The sequence below is a fragment of the Streptomyces sp. NPDC030245 genome, from assembly GCF_055572995.1.
Genome location: NZ_JBVICF010000013.1, coordinates 24,064 through 42,603, shown reverse-complemented (window position 1 = coordinate 42,603; position 18,540 = coordinate 24,064). Strand labels below are relative to the sequence as shown.

The 18,540-nt window shown below is 71.9% G+C and carries 16 protein-coding genes and 1 pseudogene; 12 read left to right on the top strand and 5 right to left on the bottom strand.

Annotated features, from left to right (window positions below):
* Positions 1-7: 7 nt before the first annotated feature.
* On the bottom strand, positions 8-1,891 hold the full coding sequence (locus ACZ4Z4_RS30550; protein ID WP_468334925.1) for a potassium channel family protein: 1,884 nt from the start codon (positions 1,889-1,891) through the stop codon (positions 8-10).
* 275 nt (positions 1,892-2,166) lie between these two features.
* On the opposite strand from ACZ4Z4_RS30550, the gene ACZ4Z4_RS30545 reads away from it, so the two are divergent.
* The 4 genes from ACZ4Z4_RS30545 (at position 2,167) to ACZ4Z4_RS30530 (ending at position 5,438) form a co-directional block, all read left to right on the top strand.
* Positions 2,167-3,006, top strand: coding sequence for a TetR/AcrR family transcriptional regulator (locus tag ACZ4Z4_RS30545; protein ID WP_468334353.1), 840 nt, complete (start codon positions 2,167-2,169; stop codon positions 3,004-3,006).
* Positions 3,007-3,067: 61 nt separating this feature from the next.
* The gene (locus ACZ4Z4_RS30540) at positions 3,068-3,961 is read left to right on the top strand and encodes a beta-keto acid cleavage family enzyme (RefSeq protein WP_468334350.1); all 894 of its coding nucleotides are present in this window, start codon (positions 3,068-3,070) and stop codon (positions 3,959-3,961) included.
* A gap of 32 nt (positions 3,962-3,993) precedes the next feature.
* Entirely contained in the window at positions 3,994-4,950 is a 957-nt protein-coding gene (locus ACZ4Z4_RS30535; RefSeq protein WP_468334347.1) for a 3-hydroxyacyl-CoA dehydrogenase NAD-binding domain-containing protein, read from the top strand.
* Positions 4,947-5,438, top strand: a complete 492-nt coding sequence (locus ACZ4Z4_RS30530; protein WP_468334344.1) for a thioesterase family protein — start codon at positions 4,947-4,949, stop codon at positions 5,436-5,438. Before ACZ4Z4_RS30535 ends, ACZ4Z4_RS30530 begins: the two co-directional genes overlap by 4 nt.
* 6 nt (positions 5,439-5,444) lie before the next feature.
* Here ACZ4Z4_RS30530 and ACZ4Z4_RS30525 read toward each other — a convergent pair.
* Together ACZ4Z4_RS30525 and ACZ4Z4_RS30520 are read right to left on the bottom strand one after the other, a co-directional pair.
* A pseudogene (locus ACZ4Z4_RS30525) lies at positions 5,445-6,744 on the bottom strand (MFS transporter).
* A 69-nt stretch (positions 6,745-6,813) separates the two neighbouring features.
* Positions 6,814-7,674 (bottom strand): hypothetical protein, encoded by an 861-nt coding sequence (locus tag ACZ4Z4_RS30520; RefSeq protein WP_468334342.1) that lies wholly within the window; start codon positions 7,672-7,674, stop codon positions 6,814-6,816.
* Between the two features lie 95 nt (positions 7,675-7,769).
* Between ACZ4Z4_RS30520 and ACZ4Z4_RS30515 the strand changes: the two genes are divergently transcribed.
* Positions 7,770-9,110 carry a 6-phospho-beta-glucosidase gene (locus ACZ4Z4_RS30515; RefSeq protein WP_468334339.1) on the top strand — a complete coding sequence of 447 codons (1,341 nt, stop codon included), beginning with the start codon at positions 7,770-7,772 and terminating at the stop codon, positions 9,108-9,110.
* Between the two features lie 52 nt (positions 9,111-9,162).
* Positions 9,163-9,552 carry a (2Fe-2S) ferredoxin domain-containing protein gene (locus tag ACZ4Z4_RS30510; RefSeq protein ID WP_468334337.1) on the top strand — a complete coding sequence of 130 codons (390 nt, stop codon included), beginning with the start codon at positions 9,163-9,165 and terminating at the stop codon, positions 9,550-9,552.
* Between the two features lie 17 nt (positions 9,553-9,569).
* On the opposite strand, the gene ACZ4Z4_RS30505 is transcribed toward ACZ4Z4_RS30510, so the two are convergent.
* Positions 9,570-10,580 (bottom strand): hydroxyacid dehydrogenase, encoded by a 1,011-nt coding sequence (locus tag ACZ4Z4_RS30505; protein WP_468334334.1) that lies wholly within the window; start codon positions 10,578-10,580, stop codon positions 9,570-9,572.
* A gap of 304 nt (positions 10,581-10,884) precedes the next feature.
* On the opposite strand from ACZ4Z4_RS30505, the gene ACZ4Z4_RS30500 reads away from it, so the two are divergent.
* From ACZ4Z4_RS30500 to ACZ4Z4_RS30480, 5 genes are read left to right on the top strand one after another with little or no spacing between them, the layout of a single operon-like run.
* Positions 10,885-12,213, top strand: coding sequence for an ABC transporter substrate-binding protein (locus ACZ4Z4_RS30500; protein ID WP_468334331.1), 1,329 nt, complete (start codon positions 10,885-10,887; stop codon positions 12,211-12,213).
* The gene (locus ACZ4Z4_RS30495; protein WP_468334329.1) at positions 12,210-13,184 is read left to right on the top strand and encodes a carbohydrate ABC transporter permease; all 975 of its coding nucleotides are present in this window, start codon (positions 12,210-12,212) and stop codon (positions 13,182-13,184) included. Before ACZ4Z4_RS30500 ends, ACZ4Z4_RS30495 begins: the two co-directional genes overlap by 4 nt.
* Entirely contained in the window at positions 13,181-14,047 is an 867-nt protein-coding gene (locus tag ACZ4Z4_RS30490) for a carbohydrate ABC transporter permease (RefSeq protein WP_468334327.1), read from the top strand. The genes ACZ4Z4_RS30495 and ACZ4Z4_RS30490 overlap by 4 nt, the downstream gene beginning before the upstream one ends.
* Before the next feature lie 46 nt (positions 14,048-14,093).
* A complete protein-coding gene (locus ACZ4Z4_RS30485; RefSeq protein ID WP_468334324.1) occupies positions 14,094-15,392 on the top strand; it encodes an alpha-L-fucosidase in 1,299 nt (432 codons plus the stop codon).
* 36 nt (positions 15,393-15,428) lie between these two features.
* On the top strand, positions 15,429-16,865 hold the full coding sequence (locus ACZ4Z4_RS30480; protein WP_468334321.1) for a polysaccharide lyase 6 family protein: 1,437 nt from the start codon (positions 15,429-15,431) through the stop codon (positions 16,863-16,865).
* A gap of 24 nt (positions 16,866-16,889) precedes the next feature.
* On the opposite strand, the gene ACZ4Z4_RS30475 is transcribed toward ACZ4Z4_RS30480, so the two are convergent.
* Positions 16,890-17,393 carry an FBP domain-containing protein gene (locus ACZ4Z4_RS30475; RefSeq protein ID WP_468334318.1) on the bottom strand — a complete coding sequence of 168 codons (504 nt, stop codon included), beginning with the start codon at positions 17,391-17,393 and terminating at the stop codon, positions 16,890-16,892.
* A 140-nt stretch (positions 17,394-17,533) separates the two neighbouring features.
* On the opposite strand from ACZ4Z4_RS30475, the gene ppk2 reads away from it, so the two are divergent.
* On the top strand, positions 17,534-18,490 hold the full coding sequence (gene ppk2 / locus ACZ4Z4_RS30470; protein WP_468334315.1) for a polyphosphate kinase 2: 957 nt from the start codon (positions 17,534-17,536) through the stop codon (positions 18,488-18,490).
* The last annotated feature ends 50 nt before the right edge of the window (positions 18,491-18,540 follow it).

Here is an 18,540-nt window from a genome sequence, read left to right as displayed (position 1 = left end):
GGGCCCGTCAGGACGGGGCGGGAAGCGGTCTGCGGGCGAGGAGCTCGGCCAGGCCCTGCCGGGTCGCCGCGAGCACGACGCGGTCCTCGGGGCGCAGTTCGTACTCCGGGTCGAGCTCCCACTCCAGGCCCGACGACAGGCCGGGCCCCTGCCCGGACGCGCGCTCCAGGGCCACGACGCGCCAGCACCCCGGCCGGAACACCTCGGCGACTCTGCGGCCCGTCAGCTGCGGCCGCAACGACACGTCGAGCGCCGCGAAGAGCAGCACCGAGCGCTCGACGGGCAGCGCCCCGAGGATCTGCCGGCCCATCATCGCCCCGGCGAACGCGGGCGCGGCGAGCGCGGACACGCTGCGGCTGCGGGTGAGGGCGCCGGGGTGCGCGGCGCGCAGGGTGCGGTAGACGGCGGTCGCGAACTCGTCGTCGTACAACCGCAGCGCCACCCGCAGATCGGGCCTCACCGACCGTGCGTACAGGGCCGCTTCGAGGTTGATGGTGTCCGCGCTGGTCAGCGCGAGCAGGGCGTGCGCGCGGTGCACCTTGGCCGCCTCCAGGACACCCTCCTCCGTCACGTCGCCGATGACGGTCGGCACCCGCAGCCGCCGGGCCAGGGAGATGCCGCGCGCCTCCGGGTCGGCCTCCACGCACACCACCGGGATGTCCAGCTCGCGCAGCCGGGCGAGGACCCGCGTGCCGATCTTGCCGAGGCCGAGCAGGACGACGTGGCCCGAGAGGCCGCGCGGCGGGCGGCGCAGCGACGACGCGGTGCGGAAGGTGCCGAGCGCCTCCAGGACGGCGGCGAACAGGATCGGCAGGAGCAGCAGCCCGACCAGGCCGGCGAGGAGCTGGAGGATCTGCCGGCTCATCGGCCCGTCGGTCGCCGGGTCGTTGATCGAGAAGAGGTCCAGGAGCGTCAGATACGTGGCGTGCAGCGGGGTGGTGTCCTCGGTGGTGACGATCGACGCGATGGCCATGCCGACCACGGCCGCCGCGAACCCGGCCACCGACCAGCGCAGCCGCCGCGAGAACAGCTCCCGCAGCGGCACGCCGCGCCCCGCGAGGAAGCCGGGCGGCGGCGTGGCACCCGAGTAGGAGACGGTCTCCAGGACCAGCGCGCCCCGCCCGGGAGCCGCGGCGACGGCGTCGTCGTCCGGCAGCAGCCGGGGCCCCGCGCCGACGGCCGCGTCGTCCGAACCCTCCGCGCCCGCCGGGTCGTTGGCGGTGGCCGAGAGCAGCGCGAGGGTCGCGAGGCCGCGCGGCGCCACCTCGCCGGGCGCCGGCGGGGTCCGCTCCACCGCGCGCAGCAGCAGCCCGTCGGCGTGCACGACCTTGCTGGTACCGGCGACCGCGGTGGCCGCGAGGGCCGGGGCCGCGGTGTCCGCGTCGGACAGGACGGTGACGCTGGCGTCGGTGGTGGCGAGGCCCGCCACGGCGGCCGCCTGGTCGAGCAGCTCCTCCACGTGCTGCCCGAGCTTGCGGTTGTACAGCCGGATCACCAGGCGCAGCCGGGGGTTGAGCCTGCGGGCCGCCAGCGCCGTGCGGATGTTGGTCTCGTCGTCGTCGTGCATGAGCGCGAGCGCGGCGGCCTGCGGTATGCCCGCTTCGGCCAGCACGTCGTCGGTGAGGTCGGCGGCCTCCAGGGTCCGCGGCAGGTCGGCCGCGTCGCCGCTCTCGGCGGGACCGTCCCCGTTTCCGTTCCCGTTCCCCGTGGTGCGCGAGACGGCGGCGGTGATACGTCCGATCAGCGCCGTCGTCCGGGCCCGCCCCGTCGGCCTGTTGGGCTCGCCGCGGCCCGCGGGCGGCACGACGAGGACGACCTGTTCGCCGTAGACACCGCGCAGCTCGGCGGCGAGCCGGTGGGCCAGGACGTTGTCACCGCCGCACACGACCATGTGGCCGGGCGCGGGCAGCGGCGGGCGCTGTGGGGGAAACGAAGATGCGTGCGACACAGAAGGAAGAGTGCCTCACGCGGCCGCCTGGTTCCCGCGCCGGGCCGGTACGTGGAGGGCTCCGTGCGGCGTCCGTAAGAACCGATGACTGATGCATCAGTCAGGATCGCAATTCCTGCTCAGGGTCTCTTCAAATGCTGGAGATATGGGGGAGTGGTGCGACGCTGGACGCGATTGTGCATTGCGTTCGCCGCAACGCGCGGGTAGGGTCGCCGACCATGCAGCACGACCCCGAGGTGGCAGACCGCGTCCGCAAGGTGATCGCCGACGCCGGAGTGACCCAGCGCGAATTCGCCCGCCGTATCGTCATGGACCCCTCCAAGCTCTCCCGCTCGCTGGGCGGCACCCGGCGCTTCACGGCCGCGGAGCTCGCCCGCATCGCGGACACCGGCGGGGTCGACGCGGGCTGGCTGCTCGGCGCCGCCCGGCCGCCGGAGCCCGCCGCCCGGCGCGAGCGCGCCGTGGCGCCCGAGGGCGGCCGCCCCCTTCAGATCGTCCGCGAGACCGTCCGCCTCATCGCGGAGCGCGGCTTCCACGCCGTGCGCGTGCAGGACATCGCGGCGGCCTGCGACACCAGCACCGCCGCCATCCACTACCACTTCCCCGGCCGCGACGACCTCCTCGAAGCCGCCGTGCGCTGGTGCATGGACGAGGACACCGCGCGCCGGGCGGCCCGCGTGGCGGACGCCGCCGACGCCGCCGACGAACTGCGCCAGCTCATCGAGTTGCAGATCCCCCGCACCCCGCAGCAGCGCTGGCAGTGGGGCGTCTGGCTCGACCTGTGGGCGGAGGCCGCCCGCTCCACCGCCGTGGGCCGCCTGCACGCCGACTACTACCGCCAGTGGCGCACCACCGTCGCCGACGTCCTGCGCCGCGGCATGGCCGACGGCGTCTTCCGTCCCGCCGACCCCGAGGCGGCCGCGCTGCGCCTGACCGCCCTCATCGACGGCCTCGCCACGCAGGTCCTCGCCTCCGGCCCCGACGCGCCGGGCACCGGCCCCGACGCCATGCACGAGGCGCTCACCGCCTACGTCGACGCCACGCTCACCGCGCACTGACCTCCCGTACGACCGCGTACACCCCCCTGCACAACACCCCACCCCCGAGGGAGAGTTCCGCATGCCCGTGAACGACAACGTCATCATCACCTGCGCCCTGACCGGCGCCGGCGACACCGTGCGCAAGAGCCCGCACGTGCCCGTCACGCCCGAGCAGATAGCCGCCTCCGCGGTCGAGGCCGCCGAGGCGGGCGCCGCCGTCGTGCACATCCACGTCCGCGACCCCGAGACCGGCGCCCCCTCCCGCGACCCGCGCCTGTACCGCGAGGTCGTCGAGCGCATCAAGGAGACCGGCACCGACGTCGTCATCAACCTGACCGCGGGCATGGGCGGCGACCTCGTCATCGACCCGGACGAGCCCCTCAAGCACCTCCCCGGCACCGACCTCGTCAGCGGCCTCGACCGCCTCCCGCACGTCGAGGACCTGCTCCCCGACATCTGCACGCTGGACTGCGGCTCCCTCAACTTCGGCGACGGCAGCAACCTCTACATCTCCACCCCCGACATGCTCCGGCAGGGCGCCAAGCGCATCCAGGAGCTCGGCGTCCGCCCCGAGCTGGAGATCTTCGACACCGGCCAGCTCTGGTTCGCCAAGCAGCTCCTCGCCGAAGGACTGCTCGACGACCCCACCGTCTTCCAGCTCTGCATGGGCATCCCGTGGGGCGCCCCGGCCGACCCGGGCGTCCTCCAGTCCATGGTCAACATGCTGCCCGAAGGCGCCCAGTGGGCCAGCTTCGCGCTCGGCCGCATGCAGATGCCGTGGGTCGCCCAGTCCATCCTCCTCGGCGGCCAGGTCCGCGTCGGCCTGGAGGACAACCTCTACCTCGGCAAGGGCAACAAGGCGACGAACGCGCAGCTCGTGGAGCGTGCGGTGCAGATCACCGAGAACCTGGGCTCCCGGGTCGCCACCCCGGACGAGGCCCGGCAGAAGCTGGGCCTCAAGCCCCGGTCCTGACGCCCACCCCCCCCGCAGAGGACATCATCACCATGAGCAACACCACCCCCGAGAACGTCCGCCGCGTCGCCTGCATAGGCGCCGGCGTGATCGGCGGCGGCTGGGTCGCCCACTTCCTGGCCCGCGGCTACGACGTCACCGCCTGGGACCCCGCCCCCGACGCGGAGCAGCGGCTGCGCCGCCTGGTCGAGGCCGCCTGGCCCGCGCTGACCCAGCTCGGCCTCGCCGACGGCGCGTCGCGGGACCGCCTCACCGTCGCCGCGACCCTCGAAGAGGCCGTCGCCGACGCCCAGTTCGTGCAGGAGAGCGCTCCCGAGAAGCTGGAGCTCAAGCGTGCGCTCCTCGCGCAGGTGGACGCCGCCGCCCCCGCCGGCGTCGTCATCGCCTCCTCCACCTCCGGCTATCCGATGACCGACATGCAGACCGAGGCCGCCACACCGGGCCGCCTCGTCGTCGGGCACCCCTTCAACCCGCCGTACCTGATCCCCCTCGTCGAGGTCGTCGGCGGCGAGCGAACCGACGCAGACGCCGTGGCCTGGGCGTCCCGGTTCTACGAGGTCGCGGGCAAATCCGTCATCACGATGAAGAGCGAGGTGCCCGGCTTCATCGCCAACCGCCTCCAGGAAGCCCTGTGGCGCGAGGCGCTGCACATGGTCGCCAACGGTGAGGCCACGGTCCAGGAGATCGACGACTCCATCACCGAGGGCCCCGGACTGCGCTGGGCGTTCATGGGCCCCATGCTCACCTTCGCGCTCGCGGGCGGCGAGGGCGGCATGGCCCACATGCTCGACCACTTCGGCCCCTCCCTGAAGTCGCCGTGGACGCGCCTCGAAGCGCCCGAGCTCGACAAGAAGCTGTACGACGCCGTGGTCGCCGGGTGCGACGAGGCGGCGAACGGCCGCACCATCGCGGACCTCGTCGCCGAGCGGGACCAGGGCGTCATCGACGTCCTGCGCGCCACGGGCCGGCTCCCGGGAGGCACCGAGTGACCGAGCCCCTGCCGCTCTTCCACCGGACGGTGCGCCCCGAGTGGATCGACTACAACGGCCACATGAGCGAGGCCTTCTACGTCCTCGTCTTCGGCTACGCCACCGACGCCATGATGATCGAGACGGGCCTGCACGCCGGCTACCGCGAGTCCACCGGCTGCTCCCTCTACACGGTCGAGGCGCACGTGCGGTACCTCGACGACGTCTCCGAGGACTCCCATCTCGCCGTCCGCACAAGGATCTTGGGTGCGGACGCCAAGAAGGCGCGGTTCACGCACGAGATGTACGTGGTCGGGGCCGAGGGCGCGGAGCCCGCCCCGGACGCGACGCCCGTGGCCACCACGGAGCTGCTCGCACTCCACGTCGACCAGGCCGCGGGCCGGGCCACCCCGTTCCCGGACCAGATCCGCGAGCGCCTCGTCGCCCTGACGGAACCGGCGCCGCAGTGGGCGGGCCGCTCGATCGCCGAGGTACCGAAGACTCCCTAGGGGGAGTCACCGTTCGAGAGGCGTGTGCGCGGTTTCCGGAAGCCGGAGATAGACGGCTGACGAAGCGACACACAGCACGGCCACGTACACGGGAAACAGCCCGGGGGACCCGATCTCCTTGAACAGGGTGCCCATGTACGGGGCCGTGCCCCCGAACACCGCGACGGTCAGCGAGTACGGAAAACCGATCCCGGCCGCCCGCACCCGCGCCGGGAACACCTCCGCGTTCACGGCCGCGGAGATCGACGTGAAGCCGGTCAGGAGCACCATGCCGGCGCACTGCACGAGCAGCAGCGAACCGAACGACCCCGTCAGGGACTTGAGGAGCGGCACGCTCAGCACGGCGAAGCCGACGCCGAAGAACAGCAGCAGTGGCCTGCGCCCGAACCGGTCGGAGAGCAGCCCGCCCACCGGCTGGAGCACGGTGAAGAAGGCGAGGGAGAGCGTGCCCGCGAGGAGCGCCTGACCCTTGCTGATGTCGGTGTTCAGCTCGGCGTACGTGGGCAGGTACGACGTCCAGGTGTAGTAGGCGAGGGTGCCGCCCGCGGTGATGCCGCAGATCAGCAGGGACTGGCGCGGATGGTGCCGCAGCGCGTCGAACAGCCCCGGCCGGGCGCCTTCTCCGGCGGGCGCCCGGTGCGTTTCGTGCGCGCCCTGCCTGATCCAGAAGCCGACCAGGCTCAGCGCCGCCCCGATGAAGAAGGGCAGCCGCCAGCCCCAGCCGTCCATCTGCCCGTCGGAGAGCGTGGCGACGAGGAGGGCGGCGACGCCGGACGCCGCGAGCTGCCCGATGCTCGTGGAGACGTACTGGAAACTGGAGAAGAGACCGCGCCGCCCCGGGCCCGCCGACTCGACGAGGAACGTCGTCGACGCGGCGAACTCCCCGCCCACGGAGAGCCCTTGGAGCAGCCGGGCCAGCACCAGCACGACCGGCGAGACCACGCCCACGGCCGCGTACGTCGGGGTCAGGCCGACCAGCAGACTGCTGCCGCCCATCAGCAGGATCGTGACGGTCAGCGCCGCCCGTCTGCCCCGCCGGTCGGCGACCGCGCCCCATCAGCAGCCCGCCGACGGGCCGCATGAAGAAGCCCACCGCGAAGACGGCGAACGTGGAGAGCAGCGGGACGAGGGAGTTGCCGGAACCCTTGGGGAAGGCCTGGCCGGCGATGTAGGTGGCGAGGAAGGTGTACGCGTACCAGTCGTACCACTCCACGGCGTTGCCGACCGACGCGGCGAGCAACTGCCGGATCGGGCGCCGCTCGGGGGCGGGGACGGGGGCGGCCACCTGCTGGTCGTGCTGTGTCATGATCACGACCTTCCCCCAGGTGGTGCCGCCCCACACGTACCGTCCGTCAGCCGGACACCGGCCCCGGCGTCAGCCCGTGGTCGGCCGGTACGCGTACACCGCCGTCGTCACCAGACACGGCACGGGCGGCACCACCTCGACGCGCAGGGTGCGGCGCGCGGCGTCGTAGTCGACGCCCTCCGTCTCGAACGTGCCGGAGCAGACGCTGCGCTGCGGCGCCGCGAAGAGGCTCGTGACGCGGCCGGTCACGGGCCGCCCGTCGAGCGGGCGCTCCAGATCGACCTGGAGGGCCGGCCGGTCCTCGGGGAACAGCTCCTTGGACGCGTCGTTGGAGGCGCACACCAGGCGTGTGTCGGACGCGAAGTCGCAGCCCTGGATGTCCCGCACCGGCTTGTCGAGCGTGATCTGCCCGGCCTGGGGGAGCGCGCCGCCGGTGGGCGGGGTCGACGGGTTGAGGAGCGGGGCGGGGAACACCTGGAGGCGGTGCTGGTCGCCCCACTCGCCGGAGACCAGCCACCGCGCGTCGGGCGAGACGGCCGCGAAGGAGTTGTTGAGCTTCTCGCCCGCGTCGAGCGGGTGCTCGTACAGGTAACGCTTCCCGGCCGGCGTCGTGACCGCGAACATCTTCGACGCCGCGCTGTCGCCGCCCTGGTAGGCGTCGAAGGTGTGGCCGTTCGCGATGTCCGGGTCGCCTATGTGCCCCCAGCCCTTGGCCCGCAGATCGAGGGGTATCGAGCCGAGGCCGCGGTACAGGAGACTGCCGTCGGCGCGGCTCGCCAGGCCCTGGCTGCCGGTGAGGGAGTTGACGTGCGAGGTGCCGGACTCCTGCCAGCCGCCGGGCGAGGCGGGCGCGGCCGAGGCGGCGCCGCCCGTCATCACCGCCAGGGCGACGGTGCCGAGCAGGGCGGTTGATGCCTTCCAAAGGGTCATCGGGGCGCTACCTCCGTGGGGGGTCGGAACGCTGCCGCGTCATCGTACGTAACGTGAGCACCGGTGATAACGGTCCGACAGAAGGCGGTTCAGACGTGAAGCTGGCAATTCTCGGCGGGGGCGGGTTCCGTGTGCCGCTCGTCTACGGAGCTCTCCTCGGCGACCGTGCCGAGGGCCGCGTCACCGACGTCGTCCTGCACGACCTCGACGCGGCCCGGCTCGACGCCGTCGCCCGTGTCCTCGCCGACCAGGCGGCCGGTGTCCCGGACGCGCCCTCCGTGACCGCCACCACCGACCTCGACGAGGCGCTGCGCGGCGCCGACTTCGTCTTCTCCGCCATCCGCGTCGGCGGCCTGGAGGGACGCGCCGCCGACGAACGCGTCGCCCTCGCCGAGGGTGTGCTCGGGCAGGAGACGGTCGGCGCGGGCGGCATCGCGTACGGCCTGCGCACCGTGCCCGTCGCCCTCGACATCGCGCGCCGCGTCGCCCGGCTCGCCCCCGACGCCTGGGTCATCAACTTCACCAACCCCGCAGGGCTGGTCACCGAGGCCATGTCCCGCCACCTCGGCGGCCGCGTCATCGGCATCTGCGACTCGCCCGTGGGGCTCGGCCGCAGGGTCGCGCAGGTGCTCGGCGGCAACCCCGACGATGCCTTCATCGACTACGTGGGCCTCAACCACCTGGGCTGGCTGCGCGGGCTGCACATCGCGGGCCGCGACGAACTGCCGCGGCTGCTCGCCGACCCCGCACTCCTCGTCTCCTTCGAGCAGGGCAGGCTGTTCGGCCCCGACTGGCTCCAGTCGCTCGGCATGATTCCCAACGAATACCTGCACTACTACTACTTCAACCGCGACACCGTGCGCGCCTACCAGCAGGCCGAGCGGACCCGCGGCGCCTTCCTCCACCACCAACAGGCCCGCTTCTACGCCGACATGCGGCACCCCGGGACCCCCGCCCTCAAGGCCTGGCGCGACACCCTCGCCGAGCGTGAGGCGGCGTACATGGCGGAGAACAGGGAAGCGGCGGGCGTGGGGGAGCGGGCCGAGGAGGACCTGGAGTCCGGCGGGTACGAGAAGGTCGCCCTCGCGCTGATGCGGGCCATCGCGCGCGACGAGCGGTCGACGCTGATCCTCAACGTCCGCAACGGCACGACCCTGGCCGCGCTGGACGCGGACGCCGTGATCGAGGTGCCCTGCTCCGTCGACGCCAACGGCGCCCACCCCATGTCGGTGGCCCCGCTGCCCGGCCACGCCACCGGCCTGGTCTGCGCGGTCAAGGCGGTCGAGCGCGAGGTGCTCGCAGCGGTGGACAGCGGTTCGGCGGCCACCGCCGTCAAGGCGTTCGCGCTGCACCCGCTCGTCGACTCCGTGACCGTCGCGCGTCGCCTGGTGGACGGCTACCGAGAGGTGCACCCCGGCCTCGCGTACCTGAGCTGACCACATACGAGCTGGCCACACCCCAGCCGCCCACACCTGAGATGATCACGACATGAGTCCCGTCGTCTCCATCGGTGCCGCCGCCCGCCGCCCCTGCACGCTCGTCGTGTGCCGGGGCTGCTGCTGCGGCGACCCGCGCAAGAACCCCGGCATCGACCACGCCTGGCAGCTGGAGCGGCTGCGCTCCGCGGCGGCGGCCTCGCGCGGCCGGTTCGCGGTGCGCACGAGCGACTGCCTCGGCCCGTGCGGCCAGGCCAACATCGTCGTGGTCCAGCCCTCCTCCGAGGGGCGCAGGCGGGGCGGCCGGGCCGCCTGGGTCGGCTTCGTCACGGACGACGAGTCGCTCGACGGCATACTCGCCTGGGCCGCCGCGGGCGGCCCGGGCCTCGCCGAGCCCTCGGACACGCTCACCCTCCAGATGGTCGACCCCCGCGCGAGCTAGGGCTGCGTCGGCCGCTTTCAGGCGAGGGTCGCGGCCCGTTCGGGGTCGATGGCGTGCTGGAGGGGGCGGCCGCGGAGGAAGCGGTCGAGTTCGTCGAGGACGAGGTGGCCGAGGCGGTGGCGTTCGGCGCCGAGCGCGCCGGCGAGGTGCGGGGTCAGGACGGTGTTGGGCAGGTCGTAGAGGGGCGAGTCGGGGGCCGGGGGCTCGGGATGCGTGACGTCGAGCACGGCCGTGAGGTCGGGCCTCGCGCGCAGGACGTCCGTCAGCGCGCCCTCGTCGACGAGCGCGCCCCTGGCCGTGTTGACCAGCGTCGCGCCGGTCGGCAGGGAGGCCAGCAGGCGCGCTCCGACGACGCCGCGGGTCTCGGGCAGGAGAGGCGCGTGCAGACTCACGACGTGGCAGGTGGCGAAGAGCTCCTCGACGCCGACGAGCCGTACTCCCGCCTCCCGCGCGGTGTCGGCGGAGGCGAGGGGGTCCGTCGCGAGGACCTCGACGTCGAAGCGGCCGAGGTGCGCCGCGACGAGCCGGCCGATGTGGCCCAGCCCCAGCAGACCCACACGTGACCGGTAGGCACCCGGAACCGCGGGGTTGTGGGGGAAGCTGCGGTTCCGGGTCACCTCGCGGCCGATGCGGTGGGTCTGCTTCAGGCCGAGGAGGACCTGGGCGAGGGTGAACTCCGCCACCGGCACCGCGTTGGCCGCGGCCGCCGAGACGATCGGTATGCCGCGCGCCCAGAAGGCGGGCGTGGTCAGGTGCCGTACGGACCCCGCGGCGACGAGGACGGCCCGCAGCGCGGGCGCCCGCGACAGGAAGGCCGCGTCGAGGACGGGGGCGCCCCAGCCGGTGAGCAGGATCTCGGCGCGGCACAGGACGTCGGGGTGCTCGTCGAGCTGGTCACGAGTGAGGGAGGGGCGTACGCGGTCCACGAGCCGGTCGAGGCCGGCGAGCACCTCGGCCGGATAGACGTCCGCCCGCCGCTCCTCCTCCATGACCAGCAGGGCCGTCGGCCGGTGTACCGCCTCGTCCATGTCGATGACGCTCCTCGTGTTCGACATTTCGACCGAACTGCTGGAGGAGACGATACATCGGATGACTCAAGTGTCCACCCATGGAGGGGAATTGTTCGAGGGTCGGCGGCCCCGCGCGGCTCACCCCTGCGCAGAGGTGCGGGTCCGGGCGGCGGCACCTCGGTGGGCGTAGAGCCGGATCACCCTGACGCTGCTCAAGAAATCTCGTATTCATCGGAGTATTGACCCAGGATTTGACGCCCGTTAGCGTCCCCCGGCAAGCGCTTGCTAAAGGCGGTTGTGACGCGGTGGAACGGGAGTTGCGATGCAGAGATCGCGGTGGATCGGTGCGGGTTTCCTCGCGTCGGCACTGATCCTCACCAGCTGTACATCAGGTCCCGCGGGAGCGGACGTCGAGCAGGACTCCAAGGCGCCCCTCGAACTGTGGACCAGGACGACACCCGGCGGCCCCGGCGAGAAGGGCACGCTCGCGCTCGCCGCCGCCTTCGAGAAGGCCACCGGCCACCGGGTCGAAGTCACCGCCATCTTCGACGACTTCGAGACCAAACTTCAGCAGCGGGCCGCACAGCGCGACCTCCCCGACATCGTCATGAACGACGTGACACAGCTCGGCGCCATGCACAGCCAGGGGCTGCTGCGCGAGATCGACCTGGACAAGATCAAGCACAGCCGGCAGCTCGTCGCCCAGGGGCTCGACTCCGGCAAGGGCGTCGACGGCAAGCAGTACGGCCTGCCGTACTCCGCGCAGGCCACCGGGCTGCTCATCCGCAAGGACTGGCGCGAGAAGCTGAAGCTCGGCGTCCCCGAGGACTGGGACGACTTCGCCGCCATGGCCAAGGCCTTCACCACGAAGGACCCGGACGGCGACGGCAAGAAGAACACCTTCGGCCTCGCCGCCCCGCTCTCCACCAAGCGCGGCTACGCCTCCTGGTACTTCTCCAACTTCCTCTGGGCCGCGGGCGGCGACTTCATCACCGAGGCCGGCGACGGCAAGTACAGGCCCGTGATGAGCACCAAGGAGTCGGTCGGGGCCATGCAGTGGTTCCGCGACCTCGGCTGCGCGGCCAAGGCCGTCCAGCCCGGCGCGGTCACCATGGACACCCCGCCCACGAACGAGACGTTCGAGGCCGGCCGCACCGGCATGTTCGCCGTCGGCCCCTACCTGCTGCCCCGCTTCGACGAGGTCCTCGGCAAGGACAAGTACGAGGTCGTGCCGATGCCGAAGGGCCCGAAGGACGCCACCGTCCTCGCCGAGGGCGGCACCGTCTACCTGATGGCGGGCTCCGAGAACCGGGCGGGCCAGGACGCCTTCGCCGACTTCGCCGTCTCCCCCGAGGGGCAGCGCACCGGAATGCGCGGCGAGACCGGCTTCACCGTCCAACTGCCCGTCAATAAAACGGTGGACGTCTCCAAGGTCCGCCCGGACCCGCGCTGGAAGACGTACGACGAGATCTACCGCTCCTCCGGCCGGTACGCCCCCGCCGTCCCGAACTGGACCGCGGTGCGCCAGGCCACCGCGGAGACCGTCAACGCGCTGATGGCCGACTGCGGCCTGGACACCCGCGGCGAGCTCCGCGACCTCGACAAGAAGCTCGCGGGCATCCTCCAGGAACAGGGAATCGCCGCGTCATGAGCCTCGACCAGGTCGAACACGCCCCGCACCCCGGGCCAGGGACCGCGGCGGGACCGAAGGGGCGGACGGGCGGCGGGGCCGCGGCCGCCCGCCGGGGACGCGGCCGCCGCGCCGGCCGGTGGTGGACGCCCTGGCTCTTCCTCGCCCCGGCGCTGCTCCTCTTCCTGTACTTCAAGTTCATCCCCATGGCCAACGCGCTGACCATGTCCTTCCAGGAGGTCCAGCCCTACCTCGGCAACAAGTGGGTGGGCACGGAGAACTACGCGACCGTCCTCGGCTCCGCGGGGTTCCGCGAGGCCGCCTGGCACACCGTCGTCCTGGCCGCCGGGCAGACGGCGGGCTCGATGCTCCTCGGACTGGTCCTCGCCCTGCTCATGGAGGGGCAGGGGCGCCGCCTGGGATTCGTGCGCTCCGCGGCGTTCCTGCCGGTCGTGGTGCCGATCGCCGTCGTCGCCGAACTGTGGCGGATCATGTACCACCCCACCGGCGACGGCATGGTCAACTCCCTGCTCGGCCTCGTCGGGTTCGGCCCGTCGGGGTTCATCAACGACCCCGACGCCTCACTCGTGTCCATCATGGTCACCGGCGTCTGGCGGGGCGCCCCCTACGACATGATGATCTTCCTCGCCGGGCTCGCGAGCGTCGACCGCGGCCTGTACGAGGCCGCGAAGGTCGACGGCGCCTCCCGGTTCCAGCGGGTGCGGCACGTGACGGTGCCCGGACTGCGGTCGGTCTTCTCGATTCTGTTCATCCTCGCCGCGATCCGCGGCCTGCGGGTGTTCACCGAGGTCTTCCTGCTCACCAACGGAGGCCCCGACGGCTCCACCGAGGTCGTGATGACCCTCATCTACAAGCTCGGCCTCGAACAGAACCGGCTCGGCGTCGGAGCGGCGGGAGCCGTCCTGCTGTTCCTCACCACGCTGGTCCTCACGATCGTCGTCCACCTCGTGCGCCGCAGGGAGAGCAGATGAACGCGCCGACCGAGACCGCGCTCGGCCTCACCGAGAGCAGGAGCCCGGGCGGCCGCCTCCTGAAGGCGGTCACCTACCTCCTGGTGCTGATCGTCTTCGCGGGGCCGCTCCTCGCCCTGCTGGTCAGCGCCTTCAGCAAGGTCAAGGACCCGACGCAGCTGAGCGTCATCCCCTCCGGCGCCACCCTGGACAACTTCAGGATCGCCTTCGACCAGGGCGTCCTGACGTATCTCCTGAACTCGTTCTTCGTGGTCGGCTTCGGCCTGCTGCTCCAGGTGGCCGTCTCCGTCCTGGCCGGCTACGCGCTGGCCAGGAAGGTCTTCCCCGGCATGACCATCGCCCTCGTGGCGATCCTGGCCACGCTGATGCTGCCCGAGGAGATCCTCGCCCTGCCGCTCTCCCTGATCCTCGCCGATCTGCCGGTCGTCCACTTCAACCTCATCGGCACCCTCGCCGGCATGATCGTCCCGCTGGGCGCCTGGGGCTTCTCCATCCTGGTCATGACCGAGTTCATGAAGGACGTGCCCAGGGAACTCGAAGAGGCCGCCCGCATCGACGGCGCCGGTGACCTGCGCATCTTCGCCCAGATCATCCTGCCCATGTGCAAACCGGCGCTGGGCGTCATCGGGGTCTTCGGCTTCACGATGATCTGGGACCAGTACCTGCTGCCCCTCCTCGTCGCCACCGACTCCTCCTCCTACACGCTCCCGCTGGCGCTGCGCACCCTGCGCATCGACCCCGACGTCACCCCCGGAGTGGTCCTCGCGGCCTCGCTGCTCGCCCTGCTCCCCTCCGTGATCGTCTTCCTCTTCTTCCAGCGTTCCTTCGTGTCGGGGCTGTCCTCCGGCGCCCTGAAGGGCTGACCCGTCACCCCCGCCCCCAACCGTCGACCCCAAGGAGCGCCACCCCGTGACCCCGACCGTCGCCCCCGACACCACCTGGTTCACCACCGACCGGTTCGGGATGTTCGTCCACTGGGGCCTGTACTCCCTCGCCGCCCGCCACGAGTGGGTCAAGAACCGGGAGAAGCAGACCGACGAGCAGTACCAGGTCTACTTCGACCACTTCGACCCCGACCGCTACGAACCGGTGCGGTGGGCGAGGACGGCGAAGGCCGCCGGCATGCGCTACGTCGTCCTGACCACCAAGCACCACGACGGCTTCTGCCTGTGGGACAGCGCCCTCACCGACTACAAGGCCACCCGGACCCCGTACGGCCGCGACCTCCTCACCCCCTTCGTCGAGGCGTGCCGCGCCGAGGGGCTCAAGGTCGGCTTCTACTACTCACTGATCGACTGGCACCACCCGTCGTTCCCCGTCGACGGCACCCACCCCCAGCGCGACGACGAGGAGTTCAAGGCCGCCCACGCCGACCGCGACATCCGCGACTACCGGCGCTATCTGCACGGCCAGGTCCGCGAGCTGCTGACCGGCTTCGGCCGCGTCGACTACCTCTTCTTCGACTTCTCCTACGCCGGCCGGCACTGGTGGGGCGGGAAGGGGCCCGACGACTGGGACGCGCCGCGACTGATGGAGCTGATCCGCGAGCTCCAGCCGCACGTCCTCGTCAACGACAGGACCGGCCTGCCCGGCGACTTCGTCACCCCCGAGCAGTACCAGCCCGCAGGGCCCATGACGAAGGACGGCAAGCCCGTCGTCTGGGAGGCCTGCCAGACCCTCAACGGCAGCTGGGGCTACGACCGCGACAACCACGACCACAAGAGCGCCGACCTGTTGATCCGCATGCTCGTCGACGGCGTCTCCAAGGGCGGCAACCTGCTGCTCAACGTCGGCCCCACCGGCCGCGGCGACCTCGACCCGCACGCCGTCGCCGTCCTCGGCGAGCTCGGCCACTGGATGGACCTGCACGAGAGGTCGGTCCGCGGCTGCGGCCCCGCCCCGTACACCGCCCCCGCCGACTGCCGCTACACCCTGCGCGGCGACCGGCTCTATGTCCACCTCTTCGCCTGGCCGCTGCGCCATCTGCACCTGCCAGGACTCGCCGGCCGCGTCCGCTACGCCCAGCTCCTCAATGACGCGTCCGAGATCCCCCGCGTCGAGATCGCCCCCGGACAGCCCGCCCTCAACACCGAGATGGGCGGACAGCCCGCGGGCACCCTCACCCTCCAGCTCCCCGTGCGCCGCCCGGACACGCCCGTCCCCGTCATCGAACTCTTCCTGGACACGGACACATCCACCGACGGCTGACACCCCTCCCACCCCCCCCGCCCCCCTGGAGGCACCATGCAACGCCGCACCTTCCTCACCGGCACCGCCGCCGGAGCGGCACTCGCCGCCGCGCCGCTCGCCACCCTGCGCACCGCGGGCGCCGCCGAACCCACGGCGACCGCCACCGTCAGCTCCCTGACCGACCTCCAGAGAGCCATCGACAGCGCGGTCCCCGGCGACCGGATCGTCCTCGCGGACGGCACCTACACCGTGCCGCCGGGCGGCTCCATCGACGTGACGGGCAAACACGGCACGCAGGAGGCGCCCATCACCATCGCCTCGGCCTCCCGGGGCGGCGCCGTCCTGCGCGGCGAGCGCGGCTTCGTCCTCAGCGGCTCCAGCAACATCACCGTCACCGGCTTCGCGTTCCGCCAGAGCACCACCCTGGAGATACCGGCGAACTGCTCGCGCATCCGGCTGACCCGCAACGACTTCCAGCTCGCCGACATCGAGGGCCTGCACTGGGTGATGGTGCGCGCCGACGACACCAAGGTCGACCGCAACCACTTCCACGGCAAGACCACCCTCGGTGTCTTCCTCGGCGTCGAGGGAGCGGGCAGCACCGCCATGGCCCAGCGCGTGCACATCCTCCGGAACCATTTCTCCGACCACACCTTCGCCGGCGACAACGGCGGTGAGCCGATCCGCCTCGGCGTCAGCCCCCGCGCCCTGTCCGGCGCCCGCGCCGTCGTCGAGTACAACCTCTTCGAACGGTGCGACGGCGACCCCGAGGCCATCTCGGTGAAGTCGTCCGACAACACCGTCCGCTTCAACACCATCCGCGACAGCGTCGGCGGCATCGTCCTGCGCCACGGCAACCGCACCCGGGTCGAGAGCAACTACCTGCTCGACGGCAAGGAGGGCCTGCGCCTCTACGGCAACGACCACCTGATCGTCAACAACTACGTGGCGGGCCTGTCCGGCCGGGCGCTGGTCATCGGCAGCGGCAGCACTCGCGACCACCACTCCGGCGAGACGTCCGACGAGCGGCGCGGCAACGACGCCTGCGACCGCGCGGTGATCGTCCACAACACCCTCTACGGCAACGCCCAGACCGTCTCCGGAGAGAACCGCGCCTACGAACCCCAGAAGGTGGTCGTCGCCGACAACCTCCTGGTGGGCGACTCCGGAGAGCTGGTCGCGATGGAGAAGACCACCGGCTTCACCTGGCGGAGCAACCTCCTGTGGGGCGCCGCAGCCAACGGCAACATTCCGGCGGGCGGCTTCAGCCGGGCCGACCCGAAGCTCCGGCGCGGGCCCGACGGCGTGTTCCGCCTCTCGGCGGGCAGCGCGGCGATCGGCAGGGCCACGCTGGGCAGCCCCGCCGTGACCGACGACATCGACGGCGACCCGCGCGGCGGCACCCGGGACATCGGCGCCGACGAGTACGCGACGGCGGCACCGCTGCGCCGCCCCCTCACGGCGGCGGACGTCGGCCCGCACGCGCCCTGAGTGTCAGCTCCTGTCGGGCCCCGGTCAGCCGTCGAGGACCTGATCCAGGAAACCGTTGAGGTTCCGCATGGTCCGCGCGTTCTGCTCCTGCGGCGTGAGGCTCTCCTCCAGGCGGCGGCGGCCCTGCGCCGTGGTCTTCTTCCCCCGTACGTAGAGGGAGCAGGCCAGGTCCGCGCAGATGTACAGGCCGACGGAGTTGCCCTGGCGGCCCGCCGCGCCCACCTTCGGGGCCACGAGCAGCGTGATGCCGGAGCCGGACTGCGGCGTCACGCAGACCGAGCAGATGCTGGACTTGAGCATGCTCTTGCGCGCCCCGGTGGAGGCGCGCAGGGCGATGCCCACGGGTCGGTCGTCCCGCCACGTCACGACATAGCCGCGCTCGGGCGCCTTGGGGTCCCGCCAGCCGAGAAAGTCCAGGTCGGACCAGGGGGTGTCGGCGAAGTCCGCCGGGAGGGTGAGTCTGCGGGCCTCGCCCTTCGAACAGTTCACAAAGGACGCGCGGATCTCGTGCTCACTTACGGACTTCATGATCCGCAAGGTACCAACGGGCCGTGGCGCCGTCCTGCCATTTTTTCCCCGGTCACCGGGCGCGGGTGCTGAGTCGCGATCCTCGGGGCAGGCTGTCGACTGAGGCGTCGAGGGACTTTCGAGGGAGAGGTGGCCGCGTAGTGCCGACCGGTGAGAACGGCGAGGATCTGCTCAAGGGCCTTTCGGTGGACGAGGCCCGCCCGGAACGCCCGGTGCTCCTCGACGAGCAGGGGCAGCCCCTTCAGACGTGGCGGGAGAACTACCCGTACACGCAGAAGCTGGGCCGCCGGGCGTACGAGCGGCGCAAGCGGATCCTCCAGATCGAGCTGCTGAAACTGCAGAAGTCGGTGCGCGACCGGGGCATGCGCATCGTGGTGCTGTGCGAGGGGCGCGACGCGGCGGGCAAGGGCGGCACGATCAAACGTTTCACCGAGCGCCTGAACCCGCGCGGCGCGCGGACCGTGGCGCTGGACAAGCCGAACGGGCACGAGGCGGGCCAGTGGTACTTCCAGCGGTACGTCGCCCAGCTGCCGACGGCGGGCGAGATCGTCTTCTTCGACCGGTCCTGGTACAACCGCGCCGGCGTCGAGCCGGTGATGGGGTTCTGCACGCCCGAACAGCACCGGCACTTCCTGGAGCAGGCTCCGCTGTTCGAGAAGATGATCACCGATGACGGCATCATCCTCGTCAAGTTCTGGTTCTCCGTCTCACGGGCCGAGCAGCGGACCCGGTTCGCGATCCGGCAGGTCGACCCGGTGCGCCAGTGGAAGCTGTCCTCCACCGACGTGGCCTCCCTGGACCTGTGGGACGCCTACACGTACGCGAAGGTCGAGATGTTCCGGGCCACGGACACCGCGCACGCCCCCTGGACCGTCGTGAAGACCAACGACAAGCGGCGCGGCCGCCTCGAAGCCATGCGCCATCTGCTGCTGCGGGTCGACTACGAGGCCAAGGACACGGAGGCCGTGGGGAAGGCCGACCCGCTGATCATCGGCCCGGCCAACACCCTGCTGGAACCCGGCGAGGACCCCACGGACCTGTCGCCCAGCAAGCTCGCCCCCAACGACCAGGGTCCCGGCCGGCACCCCCGCACCTGAGCCCCCTGCCTCCTGCCCACCCCGTACCGGCGGCCCCTCCGGGCCGCGGC

Coding starts and splice junctions, on each gene's coding strand:
- ACZ4Z4_RS30535 (WP_468334347.1), top strand. CDS start 3,994: ATGAGCAACACCACCCCCGAGAACGTCCGCCGCGTCGCCTGCATAGGC.
- ACZ4Z4_RS30510 (WP_468334337.1), top strand. CDS start 9,163: ATGAGTCCCGTCGTCTCCATCGGTGCCGCCGCCCGCCGCCCCTGCACG.
- ACZ4Z4_RS30500 (WP_468334331.1), top strand. CDS start 10,885: ATGCAGAGATCGCGGTGGATCGGTGCGGGTTTCCTCGCGTCGGCACTG.
- ACZ4Z4_RS30545 (WP_468334353.1), top strand. CDS start 2,167: ATGCAGCACGACCCCGAGGTGGCAGACCGCGTCCGCAAGGTGATCGCC.
- ACZ4Z4_RS30495 (WP_468334329.1), top strand. CDS start 12,210: ATGAGCCTCGACCAGGTCGAACACGCCCCGCACCCCGGGCCAGGGACC.
- ACZ4Z4_RS30505 (WP_468334334.1), bottom strand. CDS start 10,580: ATGGACGAGGCGGTACACCGGCCGACGGCCCTGCTGGTCATGGAGGAG.
- ACZ4Z4_RS30550 (WP_468334925.1), bottom strand. CDS start 1,891: ATGGTCGTGTGCGGCGGTGACAACGTCCTGGCCCACCGGCTCGCCGCC.
- ACZ4Z4_RS30475 (WP_468334318.1), bottom strand. CDS start 17,393: ATGAAGTCCGTAAGTGAGCACGAGATCCGCGCGTCCTTTGTGAACTGT.
- ACZ4Z4_RS30520 (WP_468334342.1), bottom strand. CDS start 7,674: ATGACCCTTTGGAAGGCATCAACCGCCCTGCTCGGCACCGTCGCCCTG.
- ACZ4Z4_RS30490 (WP_468334327.1), top strand. CDS start 13,181: ATGAACGCGCCGACCGAGACCGCGCTCGGCCTCACCGAGAGCAGGAGC.
- ACZ4Z4_RS30540 (WP_468334350.1), top strand. CDS start 3,068: ATGCCCGTGAACGACAACGTCATCATCACCTGCGCCCTGACCGGCGCC.
- ACZ4Z4_RS30480 (WP_468334321.1), top strand. CDS start 15,429: ATGCAACGCCGCACCTTCCTCACCGGCACCGCCGCCGGAGCGGCACTC.